This is a genomic window from Caulobacter sp. SRI_008 (assembly GCF_057586355.1).
Genome location: NZ_JBYCZS010000009.1, coordinates 168,634 through 187,087 on the forward strand (window position 1 = coordinate 168,634; position 18,454 = coordinate 187,087).

At 69.5% G+C, this 18,454-nt stretch carries 17 protein-coding genes; 11 read left to right on the forward strand and 6 right to left on the reverse strand.

Annotation, left to right across the window (positions count from 1 at the left end; all coding sequences use genetic code 11):
- Positions 1 to 82: 82 nt before the first annotated feature.
- Positions 83 to 2,158, forward strand: a complete 2,076-nt coding sequence (gene recG, locus AC2YHT_RS10340; protein ID WP_487289594.1) for an ATP-dependent DNA helicase RecG — start codon at positions 83 to 85, stop codon at positions 2,156 to 2,158.
- 132 nt (positions 2,159 to 2,290) lie between these two features.
- Here recG and AC2YHT_RS10345 read toward each other — a convergent pair whose 3' ends face one another.
- Together AC2YHT_RS10345 and AC2YHT_RS10350 are read right to left on the reverse strand one after the other, a co-directional pair.
- The gene (locus AC2YHT_RS10345; RefSeq protein ID WP_487289576.1) at positions 2,291 to 3,436 is read right to left on the reverse strand and encodes a DUF3089 domain-containing protein; all 1,146 of its coding nucleotides are present in this window, start codon (positions 3,434 to 3,436) and stop codon (positions 2,291 to 2,293) included.
- 32 nt (positions 3,437 to 3,468) lie between these two features.
- On the reverse strand, positions 3,469 to 4,671 hold the full coding sequence (locus tag AC2YHT_RS10350; protein WP_487289578.1) for an acetyl-CoA acetyltransferase: 1,203 nt from the start codon (positions 4,669 to 4,671) through the stop codon (positions 3,469 to 3,471).
- Between the two features lie 58 nt (positions 4,672 to 4,729).
- Here AC2YHT_RS10350 and AC2YHT_RS10355 point away from each other — a divergent pair, with 58 nt between their 5' ends.
- A complete protein-coding gene (locus AC2YHT_RS10355; protein ID WP_487289580.1) occupies positions 4,730 to 4,990 on the forward strand; it encodes a type II toxin-antitoxin system VapB family antitoxin in 261 nt (86 codons plus the stop codon).
- Positions 4,987 to 5,373, forward strand: coding sequence for a type II toxin-antitoxin system VapC family toxin (locus AC2YHT_RS10360; RefSeq protein WP_487289581.1), 387 nt, complete (start codon positions 4,987 to 4,989; stop codon positions 5,371 to 5,373). Before AC2YHT_RS10355 ends, AC2YHT_RS10360 begins: the two co-directional genes overlap by 4 nt.
- A 7-nt stretch (positions 5,374 to 5,380) precedes the next feature.
- Here the strand turns inward: AC2YHT_RS10360 and AC2YHT_RS10365 are convergent, their stop codons facing one another.
- From AC2YHT_RS10365 to kdsA, 4 genes are all read right to left on the reverse strand, one after another.
- On the reverse strand, positions 5,381 to 6,865 hold the full coding sequence (locus AC2YHT_RS10365; RefSeq protein ID WP_487289582.1) for a hydroxymethylglutaryl-CoA synthase family protein: 1,485 nt from the start codon (positions 6,863 to 6,865) through the stop codon (positions 5,381 to 5,383).
- 87 nt (positions 6,866 to 6,952) lie between these two features.
- Entirely contained in the window at positions 6,953 to 8,191 is a 1,239-nt protein-coding gene (locus AC2YHT_RS10370; RefSeq protein WP_487289583.1) for an FAD-dependent oxidoreductase, read from the reverse strand.
- A gap of 13 nt (positions 8,192 to 8,204) precedes the next feature.
- Positions 8,205 to 9,206: an ADP-glyceromanno-heptose 6-epimerase gene (gene rfaD / locus AC2YHT_RS10375; RefSeq protein ID WP_487289584.1), complete on the reverse strand. Its 1,002-nt coding sequence runs from the start codon at positions 9,204 to 9,206 to the stop codon at positions 8,205 to 8,207.
- Between the two features lie 264 nt (positions 9,207 to 9,470).
- A complete protein-coding gene (kdsA, locus tag AC2YHT_RS10380; RefSeq protein WP_487289585.1) occupies positions 9,471 to 10,352 on the reverse strand; it encodes a 3-deoxy-8-phosphooctulonate synthase in 882 nt (293 codons plus the stop codon).
- A gap of 79 nt (positions 10,353 to 10,431) precedes the next feature.
- On the opposite strand from kdsA, the gene AC2YHT_RS10385 reads away from it, so the two are divergent.
- The 8 genes from AC2YHT_RS10385 (at position 10,432) to AC2YHT_RS10420 (ending at position 17,888) form a co-directional block, all read left to right on the forward strand.
- Positions 10,432 to 11,892 carry a cryptochrome/photolyase family protein gene (locus AC2YHT_RS10385; protein WP_487289586.1) on the forward strand — a complete coding sequence of 487 codons (1,461 nt, stop codon included), beginning with the start codon at positions 10,432 to 10,434 and terminating at the stop codon, positions 11,890 to 11,892.
- A gap of 89 nt (positions 11,893 to 11,981) precedes the next feature.
- The gene (locus AC2YHT_RS10390) at positions 11,982 to 13,208 is read left to right on the forward strand and encodes a class I SAM-dependent methyltransferase (RefSeq protein WP_487289587.1); all 1,227 of its coding nucleotides are present in this window, start codon (positions 11,982 to 11,984) and stop codon (positions 13,206 to 13,208) included.
- Between the two features lie 10 nt (positions 13,209 to 13,218).
- Positions 13,219 to 13,503, forward strand: coding sequence for a hypothetical protein (locus AC2YHT_RS10395; RefSeq protein ID WP_487289588.1), 285 nt, complete (start codon positions 13,219 to 13,221; stop codon positions 13,501 to 13,503).
- A 221-nt stretch (positions 13,504 to 13,724) separates the two neighbouring features.
- Complete coding sequence (locus tag AC2YHT_RS10400) at positions 13,725 to 14,723, forward strand: cysteine synthase A (protein WP_487289589.1); 999 nt, start codon at positions 13,725 to 13,727, stop codon at positions 14,721 to 14,723.
- A gap of 74 nt (positions 14,724 to 14,797) precedes the next feature.
- Positions 14,798 to 15,658: a 3-mercaptopyruvate sulfurtransferase gene (gene sseA, locus AC2YHT_RS10405; RefSeq protein ID WP_487289590.1), complete on the forward strand. Its 861-nt coding sequence runs from the start codon at positions 14,798 to 14,800 to the stop codon at positions 15,656 to 15,658.
- Between the two features lie 233 nt (positions 15,659 to 15,891).
- Entirely contained in the window at positions 15,892 to 16,065 is a 174-nt protein-coding gene (locus AC2YHT_RS10410) for a DUF1843 domain-containing protein (protein ID WP_487289591.1), read from the forward strand.
- A 6-nt stretch (positions 16,066 to 16,071) separates the two neighbouring features.
- Entirely contained in the window at positions 16,072 to 16,251 is a 180-nt protein-coding gene (locus AC2YHT_RS10415; RefSeq protein WP_487289592.1) for a DUF1843 domain-containing protein, read from the forward strand.
- A 203-nt stretch (positions 16,252 to 16,454) separates the two neighbouring features.
- Entirely contained in the window at positions 16,455 to 17,888 is a 1,434-nt protein-coding gene (locus AC2YHT_RS10420) for a GDL motif peptide-associated radical SAM/SPASM maturase (protein ID WP_487289593.1), read from the forward strand.
- The last annotated feature ends 566 nt before the right edge of the window (positions 17,889 to 18,454 follow it).

Consider the following 18,454-nt stretch of genomic DNA (forward strand, 5'->3'; position numbering starts at 1 on the left):
ATGACGCGCCAGTCGAGCCGATCCACAAATTCGCGCAAGGCGAACGGGACGGGAACAGCGCGGCTTGGCTATCCTGCCGCCGATGCGCCCCGAGTCGCTCTTTCCGCTGTACGCCGCGATCTCGACCCTGAAGGGGGTGGGGCCTCGCGTCGCGCCCCTGGTCGAGAGGCTGGCCGGGTCGCTGGTGCGCGACGTGCTGTTCAGCCTGCCCCAGGCCCTGATCCGCCGCACGCCGACCACGGCCGCCCTGGCCCAGGACGGTCAGGTGGCGACCTTCGTCGTCACCATCGACGCCCACCTGCCGCCGCAGCGCGCCGGCCAGCCCTGGCGGATCCGCGGCTGGGACGACACCGGCTTCGTCACCCTGACCTGGTTCAAGGGCCACGGCCCGCACCTGGAGCGCCAGCATCCGGTGGGCGCGCGGCGCGCGGTCAGCGGCAAGGTCGAGCGTTACGGCTCGGAGATCCAGGTCGCTCACCCCGACTACATGCTCGAGGCCGAGCGGGTCGACGAGATCCCGCCCGTGGAACCGGTCTACCCCGCCACGGCGGGCCTGCCTTCGCGCACCTTCCGCAAGTTCGCCCTGGAGGCCCTGTCGCGCGCGCCGCAGTTGCCCGAGTGGCAGGATCCCGCCTGGCTGGAACGCGAGGGCCTGCCGCCTTGGCGCGAGGCCTTCGAGCGGCTGCATGGCCCCGAAAGCGAAGCCGACCTCTCGCCGCTGTCGCGCGCCCGCCGGCGCCTGGCCTATGACGAGCTGCTGGCCCACCAGCTGGCCCTGGCCCAGCGCAAGGCCGGCAAACGCGCCCAGCCGGGGCCGCGCATCGTCTCCGGCGACCTGGCCGAGGCGGCCGAAAAGGCCCTGCCCTTCCGCCTGACCGGCGCCCAGGTGCGGGCGCTGGCCGAAGTGCGCGGCGACCTCGCCCACGGCGAGCGGATGAGCCGGCTGCTGCAAGGCGACGTCGGCTCGGGCAAGACGGTGGTGGCCATGCTGGCCATGGCCGACGCGGCCGGCGCCGGATTCCAGTCGGCCCTGATGGCCCCGACCGAGATCCTGGCCCGCCAGCACTACGAGACCCTGGCCCCGCCGCTGGAGGCCCAGGGCCTGGCCGTCGTTCTGCTGACCGGCCGCGACAAGGGCGCGGCGCGAACCGCCAAGCTCCAGAAGCTGGCCGACGGCTCGGCCGCCGTGGCCGTGGGCACCCACGCCCTCTTCCAGGACGATGTGGCCTTCAACAGCCTGGCCCTGACCATCATCGACGAGCAGCACCGCTTCGGCGTCAACGAGCGCCGGCGGCTTCAGGAGAAGGGCGACGGCGTCCACCTGCTGGCCATGTCGGCGACGCCCATCCCCCGAACGCTGGAACTGACTGTGTTCGGCGATCTCGACGTCTCGCGCATCGACGAAAAGCCGCCGGGCCGCACGCCGGTCGCCACCCGCGCCGCGCCGACGCCGCGCGTGCCCGAGATCGTCGATCGCCTGCGGGTCGCCATCGAGGGCGGCGCCCAGGCCTTCTGGATCTGCCCGCTGGTCTCGGAATCCGAGAAGGTGGACCTGCGGGCGGCCGAGGATCGCGCGGCGGACCTGAAGAAGATCCTGGGCTCGCGCGTCGGCCTGGTGCACGGCCAGATGCCGGCGGCCGAGAAGGACGCGGTCATGCAGGCCTTCGTCGACGGCGAGGTCGGGGTGCTGGTCGCCACCACCGTGGTCGAGGTCGGCGTCAACGTGCCCAACGCCAGCATCATGGTCATCGAACACGCCGACCGCTTTGGCCTGGCCCAGCTTCACCAGCTTCGCGGGCGCGTGGGACGGGGCATGCGCGAAAGCTCCTGCGTGCTGCTCTACGACCCACCGCTGTCGGAAGTCGCCCAGCAGCGGCTCGACATCCTGCGCCGCTCCGACGACGGCTTCGAGATCGCCGAGAAGGACCTGGAGCTGCGCGGCGGCGGCGATCCGCTGGGCCTCAAGCAGAGCGGCTTCCCCGCCTACCGCCTGGCCGACCCCGTCGCCCACCGCGACCTGATCGCCGTCGCCGCCGACGACGCCCGCCTGATCCTGGCCCGCGACCCCGGCCTGACCTCGCCACGCGGCGAGGCGGTGCGCACGCTGCAAGCGCTGTTCGACTGGAAGCCGGCGTCGGGGCTCAACGACGCGGGGTAGCCGGCCTACGGCGGCCCCACTCCCGTCAGTCCACCACCCCGTAAAATCCCCGCGAAAGCGGGGACCCAGGTGTTTTATCGTCGAGCGCCGTGGGTTGCAGAAAAAGCCTGGGTCCCCGCTTTCGCGGGGATTTTACGGAAGGAGAGGTCCCTTAGGAGCTAAGCCCGTCGGCCGCTTTCCCAGCGCCGCCACCCGCGCGGCCGCATCCGCCTCGATATCCGCCCAGAACAGGTTGTAGCCGTCCACCTTGCGGCGATCCGTCCACGAGCCGGTGTCCCGCAGGGACGGCGACTTGGGCCTCCCGGTGTGCAGCAGGCCGTTCTCGCACTGGGCCCAGACCTGGCGCTTGAGGAAGGCCGGGCGGGCGCCCCATTCCAGGCCCGTGGCGTTGACGGCGCCCAGGTTCAGGCGGGCCGGAGCGCGCTCGTCGGTGCGCGCCCCGAACACCGGGTTGACGCACAGCGGCTGGCGGCCGTTGAGGTTCTCAAGCTGGTCGCCGCCGATCCAGGTCAGGGAGCGGGCGAGCAGCTCCTGGGCCTTCTGGAAGTCGCCGTCGGTCAGCGAGGCCCAGGCCACCGCGCAGCCGGCCTCATCGCGGCGCACGCAGGCCGGGACCGGCGAGGTCGAGACATATTCGTCGGCGGGCACGGCGGTCTCGATCAGATAGACCCCGGCCAGGCGGGCCTTCATCGCCGGGTCGGGCGCGATCTCGTCGGCGACCAGCCGGGCGGCCAGGCTCCCGCCCTGCTCCACCCCGACGATCACCAGCGGCCGGCCCTTGTCGTAGCGGTCGCGCCAGGCGCGGAAGGCCTCGCGCACGTCGCCATAGGCGAAGCGGCGGGCCTCGCGGGCGTCGTCGCGCAAGGTCAGGAAGGTGTAGAGGCTGGCCTGCCGGTAGTGCGGCGCGAAGATCCGCCCCACCCGCGCGAACGGCGCGGCGTAGTTGGGCAGCACCACGCGGTTCAGATAGCGGCTGGCCTTGGGCTGGTCGTAGGGCGCGTTCCAGTCCCGCCCGCCGTCGAAGGTGGTCGGGTGCACGAAGAAGACGTCGGCGGCGCGGTCCATGCCGGTCGCGCCCCTCGGCAGCAGCGCCCAGGCGGCCGGATCGGCGTAGTTGGGGGCCGGCGGCGGATCGTAGGTCTGGAACGGCACCTTCGGGTCGAGGGTGGTGCGCAGGATGTCGTAGCGCCAATAGAACGCCGCCGTCAGGACGGTCCCCAGGAAGAGGACGCATCCGACGAAGATCCAGCGCTTGAAACCCTTGAAGCGTCCCGCCATGCCCCTCGACTACACCAGAGCGCGGCGGCGCACTACGCCCCTTCCCGTCCGATGATGGCCACCGAGCAGACATTGCTGGCCGGCGCGCCGCCGAGGTTATGGGTCATGCCGATAAGGGGATCACGCAGCTGGCGCTCGCCGGCCCGTCCCTGAAGCTGCAGGTACATCTCGTAGAGCATGCGCAGGCCAGACGCGCCGATCGGATGGCCGAAGCACTTGAGGCCGCCGTCGATCTGGCACGGCACCCCGCCGTCGGCATCGTAGAAGCCGTCCAGCACGTCGCGCCAGCCTCGCCCCTCGGCCGAGATGAAGAGGTCCTCCATGGTGACCAGCTCGGTCACCGAGAAGCAGTCGTGCACCTCCATCATCGAGATCTGCTCGCGCGGGCGCTCGATGCCGGCCTCCTTGTAGGCCTTGCCGGCGGCGATGCGGGCGGTGTGGAAGTGGCTGCCGTCCCAGCCGTTGTACTGGCTCTCGTAGCCGTTGGAGACCGACAGCTGCAGCGCCTTGACCGTGACTAGGTCGTGCTTGCCAAGGGCCCGGGCGATCTCCGGCGTGGTGACGATCGCCGCGGCCGCGCCGTCCGAGACGCCGCAGCAGTCGAACAGGCCCAGCGGCTCGGCGATGATCGGCGCGTTCAGGGCCTGCTCGGCGGTGATGGCTTTGCGCAGGTGAGCCTTGGGGTTCTTGGCGCCGTTGGCGTGGCTCTTGACCGAAACGTGGGCGATGGCCCGCTTCAGATCCTCCTTCGAGACCCCGTGCTTGGCGCGATAGGCGCTGGCCAGCTGGGCGAAGTTGCCGGGGGCCGAGCCATTGGGCATGACCTGCGGCGTCAGCGTGCCCGGCGCGCCGAACGGCAGGCCCCCATAGCCGGTGTCCTTCAGCTTCTCGACCCCGACGGCCAGGGCGATGTCGGCCGCCCCGGCCGCCACGGCGTAGACCGCCCCGCGGAAGGCCTCCGAGCCCGAGGCGCAGAAATTCTCCACCCGGGTGACGGCGATGTTGGGCAGGCGCAGCGCGATCGACAGCGGCGTGCCGCCCTTGCCCGTGCCGATCTCGTCGATGTGGGTCGAGAACCAGGCCGCGTCGAGCTGGCTGGCCTCGATCCCGGCGTCGGCCATCGCCTCGACATAGGCCTCGACCATCAGGTCGTCGGGCCCGGCGTCCCAGCGCTCGCCGAACTTGCTGCAGCCCATGCCGAGAATGGCGACCTTGTCGCGGATGCCGCTGGCCATCGTGGGTCTCCCTTAGCTCGCCTTCTCGGGCGTATTGATCGGGTGTATCGTCGCGCCCATGGGCATGGTAATCCACGACGAGGAAACGCTGCGCTTGGCGCAGGAACTGGCGGATCGTAAGGGCGTGAGCCTGAGCGACGTGTTCGCCCACGCCGTGCGAGCCGAACGCGATCGCATGCCGCCTACGCAGCAGGCCAAGACACGCGAGGAAAAGCTGGCTTTCATGGCCGAGCTGCAGAAGCGTTCGGCCGCGCTTCCGATCCTCGATCCCCGAACGCCAGAAGAGATGCTGTACGACGAAGACGGCCTGCCGAAGTGATCATCCTCGACACGTCCGCGGTTCTGGCCATCCTCTGGGATGAGCCCGAGGCGGACGCGTTCATGAAGATCGTCGCCGACGCGGATGCTCTTCTGATGTCGACCGCGACCCGCCTCGAACTGCAGGTCGTCTGCCTGCGGCGAAAAGGCGAGCCCGAGGTCGAGAACATCAGCCTTTTCATCGACGAATTCGACGTCGGCCTGGCGCCGTTCGACGCGCCGCAGTTGGCGCTCGCGCAGCAGGCCTTCGCCAAGTACGGCTCCGGCCGCCACGGCCTGAACTTCGGCGACTGCTTCGCCTACGCCCTGGCCAAGGCGCGCGGCCTGCCTCTGCTGTTCAAGGGCGAGGACTTCGCCGCCACCGACGTGAAGCGCGCGCTCTGACACCGGCCTACTCCGCCGCCTGGGCCGTGGTCGCCGCCACCGCTGTCCGGTCCGGCGCGGCCTTCCAGAAGTAGCGGACGAAACCGCGCTTCTCGTCGCGGTCCTTGATGCGGAAGACCATCTTCACCGGCAGGCCGGTCTCGACCTCGCCCGGCGCCACGTCGGTGATGTCAAGCATGATCCGCCCGCCGCCCTCGAAGACGATCATGCCGTAGTGATTGGGCGGGCTCATCGAGAAGGTCAGGTAGTCGGCGGAATAGGTCAGCACCCGCGCCCGGCGCTCGGCGAAGCGGTACGGTTCCTGGGTGTCGACGGCCGGATTGTTGGGGGCCACCGAGATGCGGGTGCGGGGAAACTGGACGACGCCGGTCTCGCGGCAGCGGCCGCCGACCAGGCCCAGGATCTGGTCGCGATTGCGATAGAGCGTGGTCAGGGCCGTCTTGTTGTCCTTCTCGGCCCGCATGCCCCGGTCCCATTCGACGAGGTCGTTGAAGACGAGGAACTTCAGGTAGTTGGTCTCTTCCTGGCGGTCGGCGAGCGCGCCGGTCACCCCGCGGGCGGGCGCACTGTTTCCAGGCCCGTCGCCGGCGCGGAAGACCAGCGCCTCGGCGCCCTGGCCGAACTGGGCGACCAGGATGATCTCGCCCGGCTTGGCCTGCTCCAGCGCGTGGGCCAGCAGCAGCGGGCCGTGGGCGGCGCCGGCCTCGCCCAGTTGAGCGGCCAGGGTGTCGCGGACAGCTTCGGGGCGAACGCCCAGCGTCTTGGCCAGGGTCGCGCCCATGCCGGGGAAGACCGAAGGGAAGCAGAAGTGGTCCACCTCGCCGGCCGAGACGCCCGCCGCGTCCAGCGCGTCACAGATGGCGGGCGGGACCAGCTTGACGATCCCCTCGTCGCGGATCCAGCGTTCCTCCCAGGCATAGTCGAACTGCGCGTCCGAGCCCCGGAAGTGATCGACGAAGTCGTCGGTGACCGTGCCCCGGCCGAGGAACGTCGCCGCGGCGCCGTCGGGCGAGACGACGAAGGCGGCGGCGGCGTCGCCGAAGTCCAGCTCCTGGGGCGAAGCGGCGCGGGCCCGGCGGTGCTCGCCGGCCGCGACCAGCACCCGCTTGCCGGCGGCGGCCGCGTCCAGGGCCTGGCCCAGGGCCGTCAGGCCGCAACGCTGCGAGCCGGTGACGTCGGCCGAGGCGATCGAGGGCTCCAGGGTCAGGGCGGCGGCCAGGATCCCGGCGTTCTGGCGATCGGCGAAGGGCGCGGTCGTGGAGGCGAAGATCGCCGCATCGATCGCGGCGCGGCCCTCGTCTTCAGGCCCCAGGGCGTCGCGGGCGGCCTCGACGGCCATGGTCAGGGCGTCTTCGTCCCAGTTGGCCATCGACCGCTCGCCCTTGGCCTTGCCGGCAAGGCCGGGCGCGATCCAGGCGTTGGCGGCGACCACCGCCTTGCGGCTGAGGCGAAGGCGCGGCGCATAGGCGCCCCAGGCGGCGATGCCGACCATGTTCCACTCCCTGACGCACGCCTGTCCCGGCGACTTATCAGGGTTCAGGTTACGCGCGCGGCAAGGCTCCGCAAGCGTGCCCCTTGGTCAACCGGGAAAGGCGTTCTTCGACCTCACCCGCTCCAGGCGAAAGCCGAGACCCAGCACCCGGGCCGGGATGCGGCGCAGGCGTGGGAAGCGCTCGAAGAGCCGCATCACCGCCGGCGGCTTCAGGGGCCTGCCGCTGAGCGCGGCGCTGACCAGGCGGTTCTGGATCAGCAGCTGCAGCGACTGCATGGCCCGGGTCGGCGGCAGGCGGCGACGCTGGACGGCCTGGGCGCGCTCCTCCAGCGCAGCGTCGTCGAGCGCGAAGGCGTCGTGCAGGAGGTTGGCGGCGGCGATCGCGTCCTGGACCGCCAGATTGATCCCCACCCCGCCCACCGGCGACATGGCGTGGGCGGCGTCGCCGATGCACAGCAAACCCGGCTTGGACCACCGCGTCAGGCGATCGACGGTGACGGTCAGCAGGTGGACGTCGTCGAAGCTGGCCAGTTCCTCCACGCGGTCGGCCAATGCCGGCGCGGCCTGCGCCACCTGCCGACGGAAGGCCTCGATCCCGGCCGCCTTGATCGCGTCGAACCCACCCTTCGCGGCGACGTAGCCGCACTGATAGTAGCCCTCGCGCGGAATGGTGACGAACAGCCGCCCGGCGCTGGCGCGGCCCAGCGGCGCCTCCGGGTCGTCTGTCGGCTTGCGGGACAGCCGCATCCACAGCACGTCCATCGGCGCGCCCAGGTCCTCGACCGGCAGGGCGGCGGCGTCGCGCAACAGCGAGCGGCGGCCGTCGGCGGCGATCACCAGCCGGGCGCGAACCTCCAGCGGCCCGTCGGGCGTGCGCGCCTGCACGCCGACGATGCGGCCGCCAAGCTCGATCGCCCCCAGGGCCTCGGCGTTCATCCGCAGGTCGAAAGTCGGATAGCGCCGCCCCTGGCCGGCCAGGAAGTCGAGAAAGTCCCATTGCGGCATCAGGGCGACGAACGGCGCGGCGGTCTTCAGGCCATGGAAGTCGGCCAGATGGATCGTCTCGTCGCCGATCTGCGCCGACAGGCTGCGAACCTCGGTGTGCGGCAGCTTCAGAAACTCGTCCAGCCAGCCCAGGTCGGCCACGGCCTGCAGGGTCGAGGGATGGACGGTGTCGCCCCGGAAATCGCGCAGGAAGTCGCCGTGCTTCTCAAGCACCGCGACCTTCACCCCGGCCCGGGCCAACAGCAGCCCGACCATCATCCCCGCCGGACCGCCCCCGACCACGCAGCAATCGACTTCGAGAACGGCGGGATCGGCGGTCATGACGGGCCTCTCGTCAGCGGTAGGGGTCGTCCGTGTTCAGGAAGCCGGCGACGTAGTCGGCGACGCCGTCCTCCAGCGAGGTCATCGGCGCGTTGTAGCCGGCCGCGCGCAGGCGGCTCATGTCGGCCTGGGTGAAGTACTGGTACTTGCCGCGCAGCACCTCGGGCATGTCGAAATAGGTGATCTCGGGCTCGCGGGCGACGGCGCTGAAGGTGGCTTCGGCCAGGTCCTTGAACGAGCGGGCCTTGCCCGAGCCGAGATTGTAGACGCCGTTGACGTGCGGGCTCTTGGCCAGCCAGGCGATGACGTCGGCGACGTCGCGCACATAGACGAAGTCGCGCAACTGGCCGCCGTCCTCGTAGTCGGGATGGTGCGACTTGAAGAGGCGCACACCCTCGCCGGCCTGGATCTTCGGCCAGATCTGGCAGACCACCGACTTCATGCCGCCCTTGTGGTCCTCGTTGGGGCCGTAGACGTTGAAGAACTTCAAGCCCACCCACTGCGGCGGGGCGTGACCGCGGGCAGCCTCGCGCACGGCGAAGACGTCGAACAGCGCCTTGGACCAGCCGTAGGCGTTCAGCGGGCGCAGAGCCATCAGGCTGTCGATGTCGTCCTTGCCGTCGAAGCCCTGGTCGCCGTCGCCATAGGTGGCGGCCGACGAGGCGTAGATCAGGCGCGTGCCGTTCCTGGCGCACCACCGCCACAGGTCGCGCGACAGCACGAAGTTGGACTGCACGATCAGGTCGGCGTCCGGCTCGGTGGTCGAGGAGATCGCGCCCATGTGGATCACCAGCTCGACCTCGTCGCCGCGCACGGCCAGCCAGTCGAACAGCTGCTCGGGCGCGACGAAGTCGGCGATCGGGTGCTTGGCGATGTTGCGCCACTTGCCTTCGGCGGCCTGGCCCAGCCAGTCGCAGACCACGACGTCGAGCGCCGGATCCTCGCAGAGCTTGGCGACGATGTTGGAGCCGATGAACCCGGCGCCGCCGGTGACGAGAACGATGCGTCTGGACATGGGCGGGTTATGGCACAGGGGGATGGAGGGGCAATAGCGAGGGCTTCTCGTGAAGACCCGTCACCTTCCCCGGCCAACCCAATCCCGCCTTCCTGGGCCTAGTGCCCAGGATCCATGGTTCCGCCACTCAGATCTCGGCAGAACGACCGAGGTCTGAGCAGACGCCGGCATGGGCCCTCGCCACGAGGGCGAGGGAGGCGAACTTCTTTGGATAGATGATAAGCCCTCGACCGGCGCGGCAACGCGCCGCCCGACAGCCCTGCCTCAAGCCGCCAGCTTGCGCTTGGCCAGGGCGTCGAACTCCAGCAGTTCGGCCACCAGGCCTTCGAACTGGCTCAGCGGCACCATGTTGGGGCCGTCCGACGGAGCGTGGTCGGGGTCGGGGTGGGTTTCCATGAACACCATGGCCACGCCGATCGAGACGGCGGCGCGGGCCAGCACCGGCACGAACTCGCGCTGGCCGCCCGACGACGTGCCCTGCCCGCCCGGCTGTTGCACGCTATGGGTGGCGTCGAACACCACCGGGCAGCCGATCTCCTTCATGATCGGCAAGCTGCGCATGTCGGAGACCAGGGTGTTGTAGCCGAACGAGGCGCCGCGCTCGCAGGCCAGGACGTTGGGATTGCCCGCGCCGGTGACCTTGGCGATGACATTCTTCATGTCCCAGGGGGCCAGGAACTGACCCTTCTTGATGTTGATCGCCCGGCCGGTGGCGGCCGCGGCCAGCAGCAGGTCGGTCTGGCGGCACAGGAAGGCCGGGATCTGGATGACGTCGACGGCCTCGGCCACCGGGGCGCAGTGGCTGATCTCGTGCACGTCGGTCAGGGTCGGCAGGCCGGTGACCTCGCGGATCTCCTGGAAGATCGGCAGGCTGTCATAGAGGCCGATGCCGCGCGCCGCCGTCGCCGAGGTGCGGTTGGCCTTGTCGTAGCTGGTCTTGTAGATCAGGCCGACGCCCAGGCGCTCGCCGATCTCCTTGAGGGCGTGAGCCGTCTCCAGCGCATGCTGGCGGCTTTCCATCTGGCACGGACCGGCGATGAAGGTCAGGCGCTCGGCGTTGCCGATACGAACGGCCTTGCCGGTCTCGGTCTTCACTTCCACAACCGAATTGGGGACGACGGCGTTGGGGGCGACGGGCTGACTCAAGGCGGGACTTCCGAATAAAGGTGAGGCCGACAGACGTAGGCGCTGAATTTGGCCCACAGGTGGCCTCAACGGCGGAAAGGTGCAAGTGCGGATCGATCCAGGCGTTCCCGGACCCGTCATCGTGTGGCTGCGCAACGACCTGCGCCTGGCCGACAATCCCGCCCTCAAGGCCGCCGCCGACACGGGCCGGCCGGTGATCCCGCTCTACATACTCGACGAGACGCCCGGCGTGCGGCCGATGGGCGCGGCCTCCCTGTGGTGGCTCGACAAGTCGCTGCGGGCGCTCTCCGAAAGCCTGAAAGCGATCGGCTCGAAACTGGTGCTGCGGCGTGGCCCGGCGCAGCAGGTGCTGAAGGACGTGATCGTCCACGCCCAGGCCGCTGGCGTGGTCTGGAATCGCCTGTACGAACCGGCCGCCATCGCCCGCGACGCCGAGATCAAGACCGCGCTGAAGGCCGACGGCGTCGTGGTGGAAAGCTGCATCGCCGGCCTGCTGAACGAGCCCTGGACCGTGCAGAACGGCTCCAAGCAGCCCTACAAGGTCTTCACCCCCTATTGGCGCGCCGCCCGGGCGCACCTGACCCATGTCGAGGTCGAACGCGCTCCCAAGCGCCTGGAAGCCCCCGAGCACTGGCCCCACAGCGACGCCCTCGACGGCTGGGGCCTGCATCCGCGCAAGCCCGACTGGTCGAAGGGCTTTTCCATCTGGACGCCCGGCGAGGCCGGCGCCCTGCAACGGCTGGACGACTTTCTGTCAGGCGCCGTCGACGGCTATGGCGAGGGCCGCGACGTGCCGGGCCTGGAGGCCACCTCGCGCCTGTCGCCGCACCTGCACTTCGGCGAGATCGGTCCGCGCCAGGTCTGGGCCGCCGCCCGCACCGCCGCCGAGGCCGGCGACGCGCCCCACGGCGAGATCGAGAAGTTCCTGTCCGAGGTGGGCTGGCGCGAATTCAACCATTCGATCCTGTTCAACTGGCCCCAGCTGCCGGAGCGCAACTTCCGGCCCGAGTTCGACGCCTTTCCCTGGACGGAGAACCCCAAGGGCCGGGAGGCCTGGATCGAGGGCCGCACCGGGTATCCGCTGGTCGATGCGGGCATGCGCGAGCTGTGGGCCACCGGCTTCATGCACAACCGGGTGCGGATGATCACCGCCTCGTTCCTGATCAAGCACCTGCTGGTCGACTGGCGCGACGGCGAGTCCTGGTTCTGGGACACCCTGGTCGACGCCGACCTCGCCAACAATGTCGGCAACTGGCAGTGGGTGGCCGGCAGCGGCGCCGACGCCTCGCCCTACTTCCGGATCTTCAACCCGATCGGCCAGGGCGAGAAGTTCGACCCCAGGGGCGCCTATGTCCGCAAGTGGGTTCCGGAGCTGGCCAACCTGCCCGACAGCGTCATCCATCAACCTTGGACAGCGCCCGCGCATCTTTCGGTCGAGGCCAAGCGTAGCTACGCCAGACCCATCGTCGATCACGGACAGGCGCGGGCGCGGGCTCTCGAGGCCTATCGCCAATTGCGCGGTGACGCTTCCGGGGAGTGATCCCCTGGCGAACAGCCGCGCACGTTCCCATCTGAAGACTCGGTTTTTTGGGGGTCTGATTTTGTCCCAGGTACGGGACGGGAGCGCCGATGACCGACACCCTGCACGCCTCTTGGCGTAACGACCACCTCCGCGCCGCCCCGGCGGCTTTCCGCGCGGCTATCCGGGTCGCGTGCGAGAACTGGGCGATCGGGTCCCTGACCTTCGTCCTGCCCACGGGCCAGCCCATCCGCATCGACGGCCGCACGCCCGGTCCCGAAGCCGTGGTGCGGGTGCGCGACTACCGCTTCATCCGGCGGGCTTTCGCCTCGGGCGACATCGGCTTCGCCGAGGGCTACATGGCCGGCGAGTGGGACACCCCCGACCTTCCGGCCGTGCTGACCGCCTTCGCCCTAAACTTCGACAAGCTGGCCGCCCTGGTGCAGGGCAATCCGCTGACGCGGCTGATGAACCTGCTGTTCCACCGCTCGCGGCGCAACGACCGCGAAGGCTCCAAGCGCAACATCCACGCCCACTACGACCTGGGCAACGCTTTCTATGCCCAGTGGCTGGACCCGACGATGACCTATTCGTCGGCCCTCTGGGACCAGGATCGCCACGCCGCGCTGGAGGCCGCCCAGACCCGCAAGTACGAGGCCCTGGCCCAGTCGATCGCCCTGACGCCCGACAAGCACGTGCTGGAAATCGGCTGCGGCTGGGGCGGCTTCGCCGAGTACGCGGCCAGGGAGGTCGGCGCCAAGGTGACGGCGATCACCATCTCGCCGGCCCAGCACGAGTTCGCCCGCAAGCGCCTCTTCGCCCAGGGCCTGGCCGACAAGGTCGACATCCAGCTGGTGGACTATCGCGACGTCCAGGGCCGCTTCGACGGCGTGGTCTCGGTCGAGATGTTCGAGGCGGTCGGCGAGGAATACTGGCCGACCTATTTCGGCAGGATCCATGATCTGCTGGCGCCCGGCGGCCTGGCCGGCCTGCAGATCATCACCATCCGCGACGAGCTCTTCGCCCACTACCGTCGGCAGACCGACTTCATCCAGCGCTACGTGTTCCCGGGCGGCATGCTGCCCAGCGAGCAGCGCCTGAAGCAGGAGACCGACAGGGCCGGCCTTGCCTGGGAAAACGTCCGGCGCTTTGGCCAGGACTACGCCGACACCCTGTCGCAATGGAGCAAGCGGTTCGAAGCGGCCTGGGACGACATCCGCCCGCTGGGCTTCGACGAACGCTTCCGCCGGCTCTGGAAGTTCTACCTGGCCTATTGCGAAGCGGGCTTCCGCACGGAGCGGACCAATGTCATTCAATTGGGCCTAAGTCGCAGCTAGGAGACGTGCAGTGTCGCTCTTCACCCTGGTCCTGGACTATCACGGCGGCACCTACCTCTCGCAGTTCGACGCCGAGACGCCGACCGAGGCGGTCGGCGCCTGGTGCCGCGAGCTGCACGACAACCAGCTGCTGGGCGAGCCCTCCTCTCTGGTGGCCGAGGGCATCATGGCCGACGCGGTTGAGAACAGCCTCGTGGGCATAGAAGGGCTGTGCGGGGCCTGGTGCGCGGCGACGGCCACGGCCGGGGGCCTCGCCCTGCTCAACGTCATCCAGACCCAGCCGACGACGCACTGATGCTGAGCCCGGAGCGCGCCAGGGTTAGGTGCGCGCGGCTAACCCGCCCGGGCGCGCTCCAAATCTTTGAAACTGGAGCCTGCCAATTTTGGATGCTTCATCCAAAATTGGCAGGCTCTGGACCGGCGCTTTCAGGAAATCTGGATTGATCCGGGCGGCCGCATCGCGATCTACCCTGGCCCTAACGGCGCTTTCCCGCGCGAAGACGTAAGATTTCGACCATGCCCGTCACGCCCAACGTTCTCGAAGCCATCGGCAACACGCCGCTGATCCGCCTGAACCGCGCCAGCGAGGCCACCGGCTGCGAGATCCTGGGCAAGGCCGAGTTCATGAACCCCGGCCAGTCGGTGAAGGACCGCGCCGCGCTCAGCATCATCCGCGACGCCGAAGCCAAGGGCCTGCTGCGCCCGGGCGGCCGGGTGGTCGAAGGCACGGCCGGCAACACCGGCATCGGCCTGGCCATGGTCGCCTCGGCCCTGGGCTACAAGACGACGATCGTCATCCCGCGCACCCAGAGCCAGGAGAAAAAGGACGCCATCCGCCTGCTCGGCGCCGAGCTGGTCGAGGTGGACGCCGTCCCCTACTCCAACCCCGACAACTACGTCCGCTATTCCGGCCGCCTGGCCGAGGAGCTGGCCAAGACCGAGCCGAACGGCGCGATCTGGGCCAACCAGTTCGACAACGTCGCCAACCGGCAGGCCCACTACCAGACGACCGGCCCGGAGATCTGGGAGCAGACCGACGGCAAGGTCGACGGCTTCATCTGCGCCGTCGGCTCGGGCGGCACCCTGGCGGGCGTGGCCCAGGCCCTGCGCGAGCGCAAGCCGGGCGTGAAGATCGGCCTGGCCGACCCGGGCGGCGCCTCGCTCTACAGCTGGTACGCCGACGGCGAACTGAAGGCCGAGGGCAACTCGATCAGCGAGGGCATCGGCCAGGGCCGCATCACCGCCAACCTCGAAGGCCTGGCCATCGACCATCCCTACCGCGTCTCCGACGAGGAGATGATGGAGCAGATCTTCGACCTGGTGCAACACGAGGGCCTGTGCCTGGGCGGCTCCACGGGGATCAACGTCGCCGGCGCCGTGCGCCTGGCCAGGGACCTGGGCCCCGGCCACACCATCGTGACCATCCTCTGCGACCACGGCTCGCGCTACCAGAGCAAGCTCTTCAACCCCGCCTTCCTGGCCGAAAAAGGCCTGCCGACGCCGCCCTGGCTGTAAGGGCGCGCTTGCGTGGGCGAGCGACGCACGTGAAGTTGCCGCCCTCGCGTTCCCAAGCCCGCAAGAGGCCCGTCATGTCCGCCACGCTCATCGACCCGCTCGTCTCGACCGCCTGGCTGGCCGACCACCTCGACGCCCCGGACGTGCGCATCGTCGACGCCTCGTGGTTCATGCCCGGCACGCCGCGCGACCCGAAAGAGGAATTCGAGGCCGGCCACATCCCCGGCGCGGTGTTCTTCGACATCGACGAAATAGCCGACGAGACCTCGCCCCTGCCGCACATGCTGGCCAGCGGCGTGAAGTTCGCTTCTCGGGTGCGCAAGCTGGGCCTCGGCGACGGCGCGCGCATCGTCGTCTACGACAGCACCGGCATCCTGCCGGCCGCCCGCGTGTGGTGGAACTTTCGCGTCATGGGCCACGAGGATGTCGTGGTGCTGGACGGCGGCCTGCCCAAGTGGATCGCCGAGGACCGTCCGCTGGAAGACGGTCCCGCCGCCCCGCAGGAGCGCCACTTCACCCCGCGCCTGCAGGCCGACCTCGTGCGTAGCTTCGACCAGATCAAGCGCAACCTGGAAACCGGCCGCGAACAGGTGATCGACGCCCGCGCCGCGCCGCGCTTCAACGGCGAGGTTCCCGAGCCCCGCGCCGGCCTCAAGAGCGGTCACATTCCCGGCTCGCGCAACATCCCGCTGGCGGCGATCCTGGCGGCCGACGCGACCATGCTGCCCGCCGAACAGCTGAAGACCGTCTTCGCCGACGCCGGCGTCGACATCGAAAAGCCGATCGCCACGACCTGCGGCTCGGGCATCACCGCCTCGGTGGTCTCGCTGGCCCTGCACCGCCTCGGCAAGCCGCGCGCGGCGGTCTACGACGGCTCGTGGACCGAATGGGGCGGCCGCGACGACGCGCCGGTGGAAACCGGCCCGGCTGTGTAAAAACACCCAAGATTACACATTTTCTATATACAATCTTAAATTGACATTCCGTAGCGGCTGGCTGACCCTCGAAGCGTTGGGGGTCGGCCTTGCGCCGCGTCGGACCGCGGCCAAGTCGCGTGCCGCTCCCCACAAGTGCCCGTCAGCTTAAGGACCATCGGCGCGCCAACCGCGCCGAGCACGCAACCGCGCGACCGGCGGACCGACCGGCGCGCCCGTGGGGAGAAAACGTCATGTCGTCCTTCCGACCGCTCTATGGCGGCGCCATCACCGACGCCGTCGCCTCCGGCGACCTCGACACGCTGAAGAAGCTGGCCGCCGAGGCCGAGGCTCACGTCCTGCAGTACGGCGACGTGCCGACCCTGCTGGCCGCCCTGAAACTCGAAATCGCCAAGCTCGAGGCCTGACGCACCATGAGCATCAAACCCTACGGCGTCGCCGTGACCGACGCCATCGCCTCCGGCGAGCTGTCGCGCCTGAAGGAAGCCGAAGCCGCGACCCAGGCCCACCTCGACGAATACGGCGACATCCCCACCCTGCTGGCGCTGCTCAAGCTCGAGATCGCCAAGCTGGAAGGCAAGAAGAGCTACTGACGGGGCGGCGTTTCCGCCGCTCTTCGATGGGCCGGCGGAAGCGCCCGCATCCCCGCGTCTCAGGGCGTTTCGGGGAAGGAACGCGCATGACCGACACTCTTCCATCCTTGCACGGGGCGTCCGTACAAGAGGCCTCCGCAGAAGGAGCATCTACGCATGGAGCGCTCCTGCGGGATCCCTACGCGCCGCCGGAAGGCAAGTCGGTGCGTTACCGGACGGATCGCGATCATGTTGATCTGGTGCCGGTGCACGTGGTCTGGGAAGTCACCCTGGCCTGCAATCTCAAGTGCCAGCACTGCGGCTCGCGGGCCGGGCGCCCCCGGCCGGACGAGCTCAACACCGAAGAAGCTCTCGACCTGATCGATCACCTGGCGGCCCTGGGCACGCGCGAGATCACCCTGATCGGCGGCGAGGCCTATCTGCGCCGCGACTGGATCGAGCTGATCCGCCGGAGCCGCCAGAACGGCATCCGCACCGCCATCCAGACCGGCGCCCGCAATCTCACCGACAAGCGGCTGGACGAGGCGGCCGACGCGGGCCTGCAAGGCGTCGGCGTGTCAATCGACGGCCTGCCCGAGCTGCACGACCGGGTGCGCGGCGTGCCCGGCTCCTACGACCAGGCGATCAGCGCCCTGCAACGGGCCAAGGCCCGGGGCCTGGCCGTCTCGGTCAACACCCAGATCGGCGCCGAGACCGCCCAGCACCTGCCCGAACTGATGGAGCGGATCATCGCCGCGGGGGCCACCCACTGGCAGATCCAGCTGACCGTGGCCATGGGCAACGCCGTCGACAATCCCGGCCTGCTGCTCCAGCCCTACCAGCTGCTCGACGTCATGCCCCTGCTGGCGCGCCTGTACCGCGAGGGGCTGGAGCGCGGCCTGCTGATGATCGTCGGCAACAATGTCGGCTATTTCGGCCCCTACGAGCGGATGTGGCGCGGGCTGGGCGACGACACCGACCACTGGACCGGCTGCGCCGCCGGCCAGGGCGGCATCGGCATCGAGGCCGACGGCACGATCAAGGGCTGCCCGTCCCTGGCCACCTCGCTCTACGCCGCCGGCAACGTGCGCGAGATGAGCATCGAGGACATCTGGCGCTACAGCGAAAAGATGGCCTTCGGCCGCGTGCGCGACGTCGAGGAGCTCTACGGCTACTGCCGCACCTGCTACTACGCCGACGTCTGCCGGGCCGGCTGCACCTGGACCTCGGAATCCCTGCTGGGCAAGCGCGGCGACAATCCCTACTGCCATCACCGTGTGCTCGACTTGGCCAAGCATGGCTGGCGCGAGCGGGTGACCAAGGTCAAGGACGCCCCGCCCGACAGCTTCGCCGTCGGCGAGTTCGCCCTGGTGCGCGAACCCATCCCCGGCGCCCAGACCGTCCCCCTGCCCATCCGCGACCCGGCCGCCGTGCACGTGCATCATCGCGAACGCTCGGAAGCCGGCGGCGCCCTGCCGCCGCGGCTGAACGTCTGCCGCTCCTGCGACCAGTATGTCTGGCCCCACGAAACCGACTGCCCACACTGCGCCGCCGACATCGCACTGGTCGAACGCCAGCACGCCGAAGCGGCCGAACGCCGCCAGGCCCTGATCGAGCAGGCGCAGCGGCTGCTGTCGGGGATCCGGGAAGGCGCCTGATCCCTCCCCCCTTACGGGAGAGGTGCGCCGAACGCCCCTCCCCCGTAAAATCCCCGCGAAAGCGGGGACCCAGGCTTTTTCTGAAACGCACCGCCTGTTCCCTCTCCCCTTGCGGGAGAGGGTGGCCTCGCGGAGCGAGGTCGGGTGAGGGGTCTCTCAGAAAGCGGACGCCGACTTCGCTCCTCCCCCGTGAAACGGGGGAGGTGGCGCGGCGCTATCAGCGCCGTGACGGAGGGGGCGAGACTGGGCTCAGCGCATCCCTCCTCCTCCGTAAAATCCCCGCGAAAGCGGGGACCCAGGTGTTTTATCGTCGAGCGCCACGCGTTTCAGAAAAAGCCTGGGTCCCCGCTTTCGCGGGGATTTTACGGGTTGGGGGGGCGCGGACGGGGATAGACGAAGCTGGATCCCCGCCCGGGGCAAACCAAAACCCAACCAATCCAAACCCTTACAACTTTCCCACCGCCCTGGATCAGACGCGCTCAGAACCGCTGCATAATAACCCCGTCTCGCCGCACCGAAGGGGCGCGCGGCCAGCGACCATGCGGCGGCGGGATGCGATCGAGCGG

What these genes read in the sequence shown, in the direction of transcription:
- recG (WP_487289594.1), top strand. Translation starts at nt 83, where the DNA reads ATGCGCCCCGAGTCGCTCTTTCCGCTGTACGCCGCGATCTCGACCCTG.
- AC2YHT_RS10345 (WP_487289576.1), bottom strand. Translation starts at nt 3,436, where the DNA reads ATGGCGGGACGCTTCAAGGGTTTCAAGCGCTGGATCTTCGTCGGATGC.
- AC2YHT_RS10350 (WP_487289578.1), bottom strand. Translation starts at nt 4,671, where the DNA reads ATGGCCAGCGGCATCCGCGACAAGGTCGCCATTCTCGGCATGGGCTGC.
- AC2YHT_RS10355 (WP_487289580.1), top strand. Translation starts at nt 4,730, where the DNA reads ATGGGCATGGTAATCCACGACGAGGAAACGCTGCGCTTGGCGCAGGAA.
- AC2YHT_RS10365 (WP_487289582.1), bottom strand. Translation starts at nt 6,865, where the DNA reads ATGGTCGGCATCGCCGCCTGGGGCGCCTATGCGCCGCGCCTTCGCCTC.
- AC2YHT_RS10370 (WP_487289583.1), bottom strand. Translation starts at nt 8,191, where the DNA reads ATGACCGCCGATCCCGCCGTTCTCGAAGTCGATTGCTGCGTGGTCGGG.
- rfaD (WP_487289584.1), bottom strand. Translation starts at nt 9,206, where the DNA reads ATGTCCAGACGCATCGTTCTCGTCACCGGCGGCGCCGGGTTCATCGGC.
- AC2YHT_RS10390 (WP_487289587.1), top strand. Translation starts at nt 11,982, where the DNA reads ATGACCGACACCCTGCACGCCTCTTGGCGTAACGACCACCTCCGCGCC.
- AC2YHT_RS10400 (WP_487289589.1), top strand. Translation starts at nt 13,725, where the DNA reads ATGCCCGTCACGCCCAACGTTCTCGAAGCCATCGGCAACACGCCGCTG.
- sseA (WP_487289590.1), top strand. Translation starts at nt 14,798, where the DNA reads ATGTCCGCCACGCTCATCGACCCGCTCGTCTCGACCGCCTGGCTGGCC.
- AC2YHT_RS10410 (WP_487289591.1), top strand. Translation starts at nt 15,892, where the DNA reads ATGTCGTCCTTCCGACCGCTCTATGGCGGCGCCATCACCGACGCCGTC.
- AC2YHT_RS10415 (WP_487289592.1), top strand. Translation starts at nt 16,072, where the DNA reads ATGAGCATCAAACCCTACGGCGTCGCCGTGACCGACGCCATCGCCTCC.